This is a genomic window from Symbiopectobacterium sp., from assembly GCF_051710365.1.
Taxonomy (GTDB): domain Bacteria; phylum Pseudomonadota; class Gammaproteobacteria; order Enterobacterales; family Enterobacteriaceae; genus Symbiopectobacterium.
Genome location: NZ_JBPETA010000096.1, coordinates 1 through 11,945, shown reverse-complemented (window position 1 = coordinate 11,945; position 11,945 = coordinate 1). Strand labels below are relative to the sequence as shown.

Annotated in this window: 8 protein-coding genes and 3 pseudogenes; 2 read left to right on the top strand and 9 right to left on the bottom strand. The window is 54.0% G+C overall.

Annotated elements, in window-relative coordinates; translation table 11 throughout:
- Positions 1 to 103 precede the first annotated feature (103 nt).
- From fraB to ACTBDZ_RS10290, 5 genes and pseudogenes are all read right to left on the bottom strand, one after another.
- A pseudogene (gene fraB / locus ACTBDZ_RS10310) lies at positions 104 to 1,007 on the bottom strand (6-phosphofructose-aspartate deglycase).
- 207 nt (positions 1,008 to 1,214) lie between these two features.
- On the bottom strand, positions 1,215 to 1,913 hold the full coding sequence (locus ACTBDZ_RS10305) for a GntR family transcriptional regulator (protein WP_438815237.1): 699 nt from the start codon (positions 1,911 to 1,913) through the stop codon (positions 1,215 to 1,217).
- Between the two features lie 149 nt (positions 1,914 to 2,062).
- Positions 2,063 to 2,650, bottom strand: a pseudogene (locus ACTBDZ_RS10300) (methyl-accepting chemotaxis protein); the annotation flags it as partial.
- A gap of 493 nt (positions 2,651 to 3,143) precedes the next feature.
- Positions 3,144 to 3,416, bottom strand: a complete 273-nt coding sequence (locus ACTBDZ_RS10295) for a Tar ligand binding domain-containing protein (RefSeq protein ID WP_438815235.1) — start codon at positions 3,414 to 3,416, stop codon at positions 3,144 to 3,146.
- Positions 3,397 to 3,711 (bottom strand): hypothetical protein, encoded by a 315-nt coding sequence (locus ACTBDZ_RS10290; RefSeq protein WP_438815234.1) that lies wholly within the window; start codon positions 3,709 to 3,711, stop codon positions 3,397 to 3,399. Before ACTBDZ_RS10290 ends, ACTBDZ_RS10295 begins: the two co-directional genes overlap by 20 nt.
- 442 nt (positions 3,712 to 4,153) lie before the next feature.
- On the opposite strand from ACTBDZ_RS10290, the gene acnB reads away from it, so the two are divergent.
- On the top strand, positions 4,154 to 6,751 hold the full coding sequence (acnB, locus tag ACTBDZ_RS10285; protein ID WP_438815233.1) for a bifunctional aconitate hydratase 2/2-methylisocitrate dehydratase: 2,598 nt from the start codon (positions 4,154 to 4,156) through the stop codon (positions 6,749 to 6,751).
- A gap of 102 nt (positions 6,752 to 6,853) precedes the next feature.
- Here acnB and ACTBDZ_RS10280 read toward each other — a convergent pair whose 3' ends face one another.
- Positions 6,854 to 7,045, bottom strand: coding sequence for a hypothetical protein (locus ACTBDZ_RS10280; protein WP_438815232.1), 192 nt, complete (start codon positions 7,043 to 7,045; stop codon positions 6,854 to 6,856).
- Positions 7,046 to 7,295: 250 nt separating this feature from the next.
- Between ACTBDZ_RS10280 and yacL the strand changes: the two genes are divergently transcribed.
- A complete protein-coding gene (gene yacL / locus ACTBDZ_RS10275; protein ID WP_438815231.1) occupies positions 7,296 to 7,661 on the top strand; it encodes a protein YacL in 366 nt (121 codons plus the stop codon).
- Positions 7,662 to 7,761: 100 nt separating this feature from the next.
- Here yacL and ACTBDZ_RS10270 read toward each other — a convergent pair whose 3' ends face one another.
- The 3 genes and pseudogenes from ACTBDZ_RS10270 to ACTBDZ_RS10260 form a co-directional block, all read right to left on the bottom strand.
- Positions 7,762 to 9,396 (bottom strand): ABC transporter substrate-binding protein, encoded by a 1,635-nt coding sequence (locus ACTBDZ_RS10270; protein ID WP_438815230.1) that lies wholly within the window; start codon positions 9,394 to 9,396, stop codon positions 7,762 to 7,764.
- 29 nt (positions 9,397 to 9,425) lie between these two features.
- Positions 9,426 to 11,123, bottom strand: a pseudogene (locus ACTBDZ_RS10265) (hydantoinase B/oxoprolinase family protein).
- 146 nt (positions 11,124 to 11,269) lie between these two features.
- Positions 11,270 to 11,935, bottom strand: a complete 666-nt coding sequence (locus ACTBDZ_RS10260) for a protein mom (protein ID WP_438815236.1) — start codon at positions 11,933 to 11,935, stop codon at positions 11,270 to 11,272.
- Positions 11,936 to 11,945: the final 10 nt, after the last annotated feature.

Genomic DNA, 11,945 nt, shown 5'->3' with positions numbered 1-11,945 from the left:
GGTTACGGATGGTAACGTGGGGAGTACTCATGCTGATTGGTCTGCAAAAAGCAGTAATAAATTCAGAACTTCAGAATACCGTCAAGTCCCGAAAAAAGAAAAATCAGGTGCGGAATGACGGGTTAAACAGTGAGTGGTTAAAATAATCAATCACGCTGGGTTTGATGGTGGAGAGGCCCAATTCTTTCGCATCCACTACTTCTATCCGACGGCCATATTTTTTCAGAAAGTTGAGGGCGCGCTCATCGACGGCGCGCGTGCTGCCTTCGGAAAACTGGAAGAAGAAGGGGGTGTTGGCATCGGTAATTTCAAAAGGACCGTGGAAAAATTCGCCGCTATGAATACACGCGGAGTGGATCCATTGCATTTCCATAAAAATACAGATGCTTTGCAAATAGGCCGCGCCGTAACCGGCTCCGCTGGCCATGGTATAAATCACCTTGTCATCTTTATATTCCTGAGCGAAGGCCGCAGCCCGTTTGCTCAGGTGTTCGCAGGCACGATAAACAATGCGGTTGATTTTGCTCAGACCATCCTGGAAATCATCATAAGCGACATAGCCTTCGGTCTGGTGCAGGATCTCCACGGCGCTGATCAGCCCTTTCAGCGTTTTCTCCTGCGCGATATCTTTGCCATCGCCAAAGCTGTAGCTTTCAACAAAATCGCAGTGAGCCACCAGTGGAGAATCCGTTACCCAGGTTAACCCGATAACCGGCACGCCACGGCTTTGCGCCAACGCTGCCGCCTGAATGGTTTCCGGCGTATTTCCCTTGTGAGACGCTACGACGACGATGGCATTTTCACCCAGTGCTACCGGCGGGTTATGGATAAACTCTCCGCTGTTATACAGCCCGACAGACACCGTTTTTGCCTCTTTCTCAATAAAGGCTTTTGCCGGATAAAACGCTGCATAAGAGCCCCCCGCAGGCGACGTAGTAAACGTGCTTAACGCCCCCTTTCTCCGCTTTGCTGGCCACGATGTCGCTAATAATATGTTGAATAATAATAACTTTTACTCTTCTGTCGCTGCCGACATTGGCTCTATTACGTCATGTCTTGCACATTGAATCTTCAATGTATCTAAATATATTGTTTTATTTGTATTACATTTGGATACATTTATGGCAATACACGCAGCAATAAAAAATCGGGAGCCGCGATGCGGATCCCGATTTAAGCCGTAACAGGGCGCGATGAACAGAAAGAAAAAGTGATTACACCGTGAAGCGCAGCTTGTCACCGACCACTAATTGGTGGGAAATGCACGAGATATCGCGGTGGTTGTCCACCATTTCACTCTTGATCGAGATGAGCGGATGGCGCTCTGCGACGCCAAGGTAGTGTGCGACATCGAAATTGGCGTACACCAGTTCGATCACTTTGCTGGAGTGGGTAAACCACAGGCCGTGGTGTTGGCGCAGGACGTCATACAGCGAGTTATTGTTGAGATCTTCGTTAATCAGGAAGGCAAAACGCGGTGGAAACCACACGGTTTCCAGTGAAACGGGCACATCGTCAGCATAGCGAATGCGCTCCAGCACCACCGCTTTTTCCTCTTTGCTCATGCCAAAGCGCTCACGAATCTCTTTACTGGCGGGTTCGAAAACGGATTTGATGGTGCGTGCGCCGGGTCGGCGTCCCTGCGAACGGCACAGTTCGCTAAAGCTCATGATGCCCGTCATGCTGCGCTGAAATTTCTCTTCCGATACAAAGGTGCCTTTACCCGATACACGGGTCAGCAGCTTCTCACGGGTCAACGCATCCAGCGCTTTGCGTACCGTTACGCGGCTGACATTCCAACTGGTGCTCAAATCGTTTTCGGTCGGGATTTGTTGTCCGGGCGGAAATTCACCGCTGAGAATTGCCTCTTTCAGCGCTTCTTCGAGCTGTTTATACAGCGGTGTTGCACTCATGGTATCCGGCAGATTCACGTTAAGTATCCTTTTGTATTATCCTCGCCCTCGCGCAAGGATAGCATACAATACTTTCTCTTATGGATAACGTTCGCCTGCGTAACGCATACCGGCCGTGTGCAACGCCCGCTGTCTCCACCGTCAATTGCTCAGGAAGAGGCCGCCAGACGCGGAATAAACGCCGCTGCCTGTTCCTGATAGCGTGGTACATCGTTGACTTGGAAAATCGCCACCGCCTGCGTGAGCTGGCGTGCTTGTTCTTCCAGTGAAGCCGCTGCGGCAGCGGATTGTTGCACCAACGCGGCGTTTTGTTGCGTAACGCCATCGATATCATTAATCGCCTGACTTACCTGATGAATGCCCTGACTTTGTTCATCGGACGCGGTGGCAATCTCTTCGATTAACGCATTTACCTGACCGATGGCCTCAATAATGCTATCCATCACATCGCCGGTGCGGGTTACGTGACGCGCACCGGCATCGACGCGCTCAACGGATTCGGCAATCAGGGTTTCGATATCTTTGGCGGCCTGCGCGCTTTTTTGCGCCAGATTGCGCACTTCACTGGCAACCACGGCAAACCCGCGTCCTTGCTCGCCGGCGCGCGCCGCTTCGACCGCCGCGTTCAGCGCGAGAATGTTGGTCTGGAACGCGATGCTATTGATCATGCTGGTGATGTCAGTGATTTTATGCGAGCTGGCGGCGATGCTGCCCATAATGCCACCCAACTCTTTGCCCATTTCCCAGCCCTGTTTCGCCACGCCGGTGGCTTTTTCTGCCAGGCGCGTAGCCTGATGGACATTGTCGGTGTTGTGCTTGAGCGTGGTGCCCAGCTGTTCCATGCTGGCCGCCGTTTGTTGCAGTGCTGCCGCCTGCTGCTCGGTACGACTGGAGAGATCGTTATTGCCCGCATAGATCTCTGACGTCCCCACGTAGATGGCATCGGCGCTGCCGCGAATGGCAATGACGGTCGCCTTCAGGCTGTCCTGCATTTCCCGTAAATAGGGCACTAACTGCCCGGCATCGTTGCGGCCAAAGCCATTCAGATTCTTCTCTAGCTTGCCTTCGGTCAGGGTGCGGAAGTGGTGGCGGATCGCGGTGAGGGGCTTGATGACGCAGCTGACCAGATAGCGATCGGTGAGCAACAGAATCACCGCGCCAGCCAACAGTGCTACCATCAGGATGTTTTTGCACCATGACACCAAACGATCGATGGTTTGCACCGTCTGGTTATCGGCGGCGACTGCCTGATAGCCATTGACGGCAGCAATAAACTTTATCATTCAACGGATGAAAATCATCGCGGAATACGCGCCGATATTCAGCAAACTTCTTCTCTTGCAGCGCGCTCATCATCGGTTGCAGACCCTGTTGCAGGACGTTCTGCCAGTTTTGCACGGTTTCATCGACCGTTTGCTGCGCAACCTGCGGGTGAGGCATGACTTTGAAGGCCTCCAGACTGGCGGCACTGTTTTTGTATTCGTCAACTTTTGTATTCGTCAACAGCTTGCGCCAGCGTGGCATCGACATCGGTCAATTTGCCGCTTTGCATTAGCGTTACCACCTGATTCAGGCGGATTGCGGTGTTCATGGATTGGTTTGCGCCTTTGGTCAGCGTGTTCAGTCCTTTCACCTGGGTGTTACCCACGATCAAATAGTGCGTTGCCTGATTAAGGGCGGAGAGCGTAAACCACGCCACCCCCCCCCCCCCCACAGCAAAAGAAACAGCGTCAACACCATCAGCAGCACCTTTCTGATGGTCATATTGCGTAAAAAAGACATGATGATACCTATCCATTTTCCAACCCCTGGTGATGTTAAGCTACGGCAAGATACGGGAATTCTTACATACGTCTTTTTTATAGGTCGAGGGCAGTATAACAAACTGAAATTGTTGAAAGTTACCCAATGTAAACCCCAATTGCGCGCGGGGGATATGTCGATGAGGGGCGCTCGTGGTATGCTCAAGAAAAACGTTTATTCCCATCATGGTCTACAGGGCGTGTGCTTTTGCGCGGCCAGGCAATGTTGAGTTATTTATGTTGCTTTTATGTAAACGGAATTAACAAAACGTTCAAAAATTGATATGCTGGAGTGCATGACGATCTTACTGCCAGGTACGCCACCCTACATTTTCACAGGCGGAGGACACATCGCCTGACGCGTAACCGGGTATGGACATCACAACCGGGAGCGAGAGCGCAGGACATAACGAAGACAATGAGAGCGAGGAGAGAATCGTGCTAGAAGAATATCGCAAGCACGTGGCCGACCGGGCTGCACAGGGCATCGTACCTAAGCCGTTAGACGCTTCACAGATGGCAGCGCTGGTCGATGCGCTGAAGAAACCGCCTGTTGGCGAAGAAGAGGTGTTGCTGGATCTGCTGGTAAACCGCGTGCCGCCGGGCGTTGACGAAGCCGCCTATGTTAAAGCCGGTTTTCTGGCGGCTGTCGCGAAAGGGGAAGCCCATTCTCCGTTGGTCAGCCCGGAAAAAGCCGTTGAACTGCTTGGCACCATGCAAGGCGGTTACAACATTCATCCGCTGATTGAAGCGCTGGACAATGAGGCACTGGCTCCCATCGCTGCCGATGCTCTGTCGCATACACTGCTGATGTTCGATAACTTCTACGATGTGGAAGAGAAAGCCAAAGCCGGTAACGTACACGCCAAACGCGTGGTGCAATCCTGGGCTGATGCCGAATGGTTCCTGTCTCGCCCTAAACTGGCAGAGAAAATTACCGTCACCGTTTTCAAAGTCACCGGTGAAACCAATACCGATGACCTCTCTCCAGCACCCGATGCCTGGTCTCGCCCTGATATCCCGCTGCATGCGTTGGCGATGTTGAAAAACGCCCGCGATGGCATTACGCCGGATCAACCCGGTGCCGTTGGCCCGATCAAACAGATCGAAGCGCTCAGCCAGAAAGGATACCCGCTGGCCTACGTGGGTGACGTGGTGGGAACCGGTTCTTCGCGTAAATCCGCCACCAACTCGGTGCTGTGGTTTATGGGGGAAGACATCCCGCACGTGCCGAACAAGCGAGGTGGTGGTGTGGTGCTGGGCGGCAAAATTGCGCCTATCTTCTTCAACACCATGGAAGATGCGGGCGCGTTGCCGATCGAAGTCGATGTGAACGAATTAAACATGGGCGATGTGATCGACATCTACCCCTACAAAGGTGAAGTTCGCCTGCACGACAGCGATACTGTGCTGGCAACGTTTGCATTGAAAACCGACGTACTGCTCGATGAAGTGCGTGCGGGCGGTCGTATTCCGCTGATCATTGGTCGCGGTCTGACCACCAAAGCGCGTGAAGCGCTGGGCCTTCCGGCGAGCGATGTCTTCCGTCAGGCGAAGGATGTGGTGCAGAGTACGCGCGGCTTCTCGCTGGCGCAGAAGATGGTGGGCCGCGCCTGTGGCGTTGCCGGGATTCGTCCGGATCAGTATTGTGAACCCAAGATGACCTCCGTCGGTTCTCAGGACACCACCGGTCCGATGACCCGTGACGAACTGAAAGATCTGGCCTGCCTTGGCTTCTCCGCTGACCTGGTGATGCAGTCGTTCTGTCACACGGCCGCCTATCCGAAGCCGGTTGACGTCACCACGCATCACACGCTGCCGGACTTTATCATGAACCGTGGCGGTGTTTCCCTGCGTCCAGGCGATGGCGTTATCCACTCCTGGCTCAACCGCATGTTGCTGCCGGATACCGTAGGCACTGGCGGTGACTCCCATACCCGTTTCCCGATCGGTATCTCCTTCCCGGCAGGCTCCGGACTGGTGGCGTTTGCTGCCGCCACGGGCGTGATGCCGCTGGACATGCCGGAGTCGGTGCTGGTGCGCTTCAAAGGCAAGATGCAACCGGGGATTACCCTGCGCGATCTGGTGCATGCCATCCCGCTGTATGCCATCAAACAGGGCTTGTTGACCGTTGAGAAGAAAGGCAAGAAGAACATCTTCTCTGGCCGCATTCTGGAAATCGAAGGGTTGCCCGATCTGAAAGTGGAGCAGGCATTTGAACTGACCGATGCCTCAGCAGAGCGTTCTGCCGCTGGGTGTACCATCAAGCTGGATAAAGCCCCGATTATCGAGTACCTGAACTCTAACATCGTGCTGCTCAAGTGGATGATCGCCGAAGGCTACGGCGATCGTCGTACGCTGGAGCGTCGCGTGCAGGGCATGGAAAAATGGCTGGCCGATCCGCAACTGCTGGAAGCCGATCACGATGCGGAATACGCCGCAGTGATCGATATCGATCTGGCGGACATCAAGGAGCCGATTCTGTGTGCGCCGAACGATCCGGACGATGCGCGCTGGCTGTCGGATGTGCAGGGTGAGAAGATTGACGAAGTGTTTATCGGCTCCTGCATGACCAACATCGGTCACTTCCGTGCGGCGGGTAAACTGCTGAATCAGCATAAAGGCCAACTGCCGACGCGCCTGTGGGTTGCGCCGCCGACCAAGATGGACGCCGCGCAACTGACAGAAGAGGGCTATTACAGCGTGTTTGGCAAGAGCGGCGCGCGCGTCGAGATCCCAGGCTGCTCCTTGTGCATGGGCAACCAGGCGCGAGTAGCTGATGGTGCAACGGTGGTGTCGACTTCTACCCGTAACTTCCCGAACCGCTTGGGTACTGGAGCTAATGTCTATCTGGCGTCTGCGGAGCTGGCGGCGGTGGCATCACTGCTGGGCAAACTGCCGACGCCTGATGAATATCTTGCTGCGATGGCTCAGGTGGATAAAACCGCGCAGGATACTTATCGCTACCTGAATTTCGATCGGCTGGATCAGTATACGGCGAAAGCGGACGGGGTGATTTTCCAAAGCGCTGTCTAGTTTCTGTGTGTGATGAATAAGACAGAGCCCATGATGATATGGGCTCTTTTTTTTGGCCGATCGCCGTTGAGCACGCAGGTAGTAGGCCTCTGCATGGCCGATTCAACGCTTAAACAGCGTGTCCAGCATGCGTTTATCCTCCGGTGTCATTGACGGTGTCATCTTAGGGCGCTCAAGAGTGTTGGTGATACGGTTTAACATCGCGGCTATGCCAACCGGCCTTCCCTTTGAATCCTCATAAATACGATCGTCCCTCGGGGAGACGCCGCCCGCTGCTACGCCAGGTATATCCATATCGTGCTCCATGCCGTATTCCGTGTCTGGCGAGTGTAAAGCATCTCTTTTTTCAGCCGGGGCAGGCGGCTGGCTTATTGTCACAGTATTTATTGTTGGTTTCTTCCAGAGAAACGTGCGCGTTTTGTCGCAATAGCGGGTATCATCCCCGCCGCGCTGCGCGACCTTGCAATATTTGCAGGCTATCACTGTGAGATGCAGTGTGGCCCGCTACACTTGATAGTAAGCACTACCGTGGGAGGATGGCGTCATGGATTATGAATTTTTGCGGGATGTCTCAGGCCAGGTTATTGTGCGTATGTCAATGGGGCACGAAGCCGTTGGCCACTGGTTTAATGAAGAAGTCAAAGAGCAGCTTGCTCTGCTTGATGGGGTAGAACAAGCGGCGAGCGATGTAGCTGGCAGTGAGCGTCAATGGCAAAAAGTCGGGCACGAATATACCCTGTTGCTGGACAGCGAAGAGGTGCTCATTCGCGCTAATCAGCTCTCCTTCGCCATGGATGAGATGGAAGAGGGCATGAGCTATTACGATGAAGAGAGTTTGGCGCTGTGCGGGGTGGATGACTTCTTAGCGTTGGCAGCCAAGTACCGGGAATTTGTGCAACACCCTCGATAATCAAACGCCTGCGTTGATAAACGCAGGCGCTGTTCTCTTGAAACGCTTCCTCCAGGCAATGCGCTCTGCAAACGGCCTGGAGCACGTGACCTTTGTTCTGTTACTTTTGCGCTTCCACCCAGACGTCAGACAGGGTGTTTTCAATGCCATCCGCCGTGAGCGAGTGATTGTGTACGCGCCGATTGTAAATCGTGATGTACTGCGGTGAAATCAAGCTGATATCCGGCAGCTCACGTCCGACGATTTTCTGAAATTCAATAAACTTCTGCTTACGCACTGCCGGATCGTTTTCGGTTTGTGCGTCTTCCAACAAACGATCGACCTCGGCATTCTGGTAGTGAGACGCATTGGAGAAAGGCACCCCTTTGCGGAAATTTTTCGACCAGTAAATGCGCTGTACGCCTACCGTGGGATCGAACAGATTACTGTGCCCGTTTAACGTGAATGAGAAATCACGATCGGTATAAACACGTTTCACAAAGGCGGATAAATCCTGTGAGCGCAGCGTGACGTCAATACCGATCTTTGCCAGAGACCGCACAATCTCCCCGGTGGGTTTCAAGCCGTCAGATATCGGGTTGTAATCCAGCGTGGTTTTAAAACGGATTCCTTTGGCATCGCGCGGATAGCCTGCCTCATCCAGCAGTTGATTGGCGCGTTTGATATCCAGCACGTAGGGAGAAGGGGATGGATCGTGGAAATCTTTTAACCCCGGCGCGATGGGAGAGGTGGTCACCGTGGCATAGCCGTAATAAGCCACTTTGCGAATCAGCTCTCTGTCTAACGTATGCGCAATGGCCTGACGCACTTTCAGGTTCTTGAAATGCTCATCATCCAGATTGAACTGAAGTGAGGAGACGTTATAGGAATAGCTGGTGCCTTTGGTTTCAAACGCCAGTTTTGGTATCGCCTTCAGGCGATCCAGATCGCTGAGCGCCACCGGGGAACGATAGCCCAGATCCACGGTGCCGGTTTCAAAGGCAACCGATCGCGATGAGGCGTCAGGAATAAAGCGGATCACAATCTGATCGACATACGGCTTTTCTTTGTCCCAATAGTTAGGGTTGCGCTTGAGGATCAGATGGCTACCGCGTTCCCACTGGCTAAACAGATAGGGGCCGGTGCCGATCGGCGCGCTTCCGTTCGGGTTTTTAAGCGGATCGGTATTCTCGTAGATGTGCTTGGGCAATATCGGCGATTCCGCTGCGGTCAGCGCGCGTAACAGGTAAGGCGCAGGCTGCGACAGCTCAATCACCGCCGTGTTGGCATCTGGCGTTTTCACCTCAGTCACGCTGGCGAAGGTACTAGCCCCGCGCGGGTGATATTTCTTGAGCAATTCTATTGAATAGGCCACATCCGCCGAGGTGAAATCCTGCCCATCATGCCATTTCACTCCCTTGCGCAGATGAAAGGTATAGGTTTTACCATCAGGGCTGACTTCCCAGGCAGTGGCTAACTGCGGCTGTGGATTGAGATCGAAATCGTATTTCAGCAACCCTTCCGTCACCTTGCCACTCACACTCAGGCTTGGCGTAGCAACGGTGGACAGCGCCACCAGCGTAGGCGGTTCGGCGTTCAAGACGATATTCAGCGTGCCGCCGCGCTGTGGCTCCGGCGTTTGTGCGTATACGGTTGCACCGCTGGTGGCTAACAGGGCGTACAGCGCCAGCGTTGCCGCTAGCTTTACCGGACGCTGTTGACGCTTTTTCCCTAAACGAAAGTCTAACCAATTCATAAGCACCTCAACCTTGTCATGCGTTGTCGTTATTTGTTTTCATCACTGTAGTGGTAATCACGGTTGGCAGCTTGCGCGCTGACCAGTCCGCTACGAACATCCTGGGCGATAGCGTGCGCAGAACGTTCGCGCGCGTCGCCCAAACCGCCGCCGCCCGGCGTTTCCACCACCAGATGTTCGCCCGGTGGGATCGCCTGTCGGCCTTTCCCTTTCAGTAACGCGCCGGAGGCCAGACTCACTCTGCCCGGTGCGCCGTCCGCACCGCCTTCTGCGCCACGGGCGGGATAAACGATGCGATCCCACGCCGCGCCCAGTAACATCGGTGCCTGCTGCCCATGGGAAATCTCGATGACTTTCCCTAACCCTCCGCGCTGCCGGCCTGCGCCGCCGGAATCCGGTCGGTACTCTTTGCGCCAGAACACCAGCGGACTCATGGTTTCCAGAATTTCGATGGAGATATTGCGCACGCCGCTGGGGAACGAGGTGGTGGAAAGCCCATCCAGCGTCGGGCGACCACCGGTGCCACCGGTGGAAAAACTGGTGATGGTAAAGCGCTGTTCGTTGACCAATCGCTCATTGGAATAGCCCGCAATCGGGTGGCCGCCCGACAGGCGGATGTTCCACAGCGATGATGAGCCTCCGGCAGGCACTGCGCCGGGGCGCGCCTGACGCAGGCAACCAAACACCACATCTGGCAACAACTAGCCGATAATGTGGCGCGCGGCCACTGCCGCAGGGTAGGGGGCATTGACGATAGAACCCTCCGGTGCGCTAACGCGAATCACGCCTAACGATCCGGCATTGTTAGGAATATCGGCATCAATCAGGCAGCGAATGCCAAACGAGGTATAGGCATCGGTGTAGGCTTTCACCACGTTAATGCTTTGCGGAACATAGGGATCGGTGCCGGTAAAATCGACCTCGATTTCGCCGTCGCGAATGTGTAACGTGGCGCGAATGCGGATCGGTGCATCATAACCATCCACCAGCAGTTCATTGCTCCAGCTTCCTTGCGGCCACTGACGCACCGCATCACGCATCGCCTGTTCGGAGTGCTGTAAAATATGCTCGCCTACCGGCACCAGCGAATCGAGGGCAAATTCATCCATCATGCGGTTGAGGAAGCGGGCACCGACGTCGTTACAGGCCACCAGCGCCAGTAAATCGCCTTCGACCTGCTCCGGTTCACGCACGTTGGCGCGAATAATATCCAGCACCACCTGATTGATCTGGCCGCCATCGATAAAGCGCAGTAGCGGTAAAAACAACCCTTCGTGATAGATCAATTGACCATCCGGTCCTGGGCCTAAGCCACCGATATCTGCGACGTGCAGCGTAGAGGCGAACAGGCCAACCGCCTGTTCCTGACGAAATACCGGCGTCACCATCGTCATATCGTACAGATGGCCGGTGCCTTTCCAAGGATCGTTGGTTAAAAACACATCGCCCGGACGCATCTGTTCTAACGGAAACGCGCGCAGGAAGTGTTTGACCGATTCCGCCGTCGAATTGACGTGGCCCGGTGTGCCGGTAACCGCCTGCGCGATCATGCGCCCATCCGGCAAAAAGACCCCGGCGGACAAATCACCGGCTTCTCGGGTTGAGGTGCCAAACGCGGTACGGATCAGCGCTTGCGCCTGCTCCTCTACCACGGAAATCAGCCGGTTCCACATCACCTGATACTGTAGTGCTGCCACTGGCGCGGATACGGACGTTAGGTTACTCATGATGAAAATCCTCGCTGCCAAGTATAGCGCGGCAAATCATTTGATACCGAAAGGCAAAATATTTGATACGCTCAAAAATCACACAAATGAAAATTATTTGATACCAATTGCTGTACTGATGTAACGCTTTTATTGTCCCTAAAACATCATGAACTTGGTTTTAACGTTTCCGGCTTAGGATAAGGCTGCACTTTAAATAATTTTGTATTGAGGCGCTTCTTCGCGCGTTTGTCCAAAAAGCGGATATATCGGAACTGCTGGAAGCGATGAACAGTTGCACGCTCTATATTGGCCCTCAGGTATTCTCCTCGCTTGCCGCCCCGCGTGATCGCGTTGCGGGCTATTTCGTGATACCACTCACCATCAAGCTCATAGAATCGCGAGTAATGGCTGCCGATATATTTAAAATTACTCGCCTGATACACCACGCCACAACGCCCATCTGCAAAGGATTGCACCCATCGCACCTGAGGATAAAGTAACCTGATAGTTTTCAGTGCATAGCTGATCGCTCGTGACTCTGAATTTTTAGGCATGTCATCATGCAGCCATAAGCGGTTAAGCTCCATATACTCACGATTCCCTGTACCAGAGACCACTTTTGCGCCACTGTTAGGATTCAGGGCGTATCCCCACTGCATCACGCCAACCAAAGTCCTACCGGAGAATACCTCAAGATGTAGCCAGGAATTATTAACAAACCGCCGGCTATAATGCCGACTTGTTACAATGACGCGGGCCAGCCAGCAGGCAATGGTTTCTACCCGCAATTCGTGTGAGCCGTATCCAACAATCTGGTTGTAGCGCCGCAGACAAAGTGAT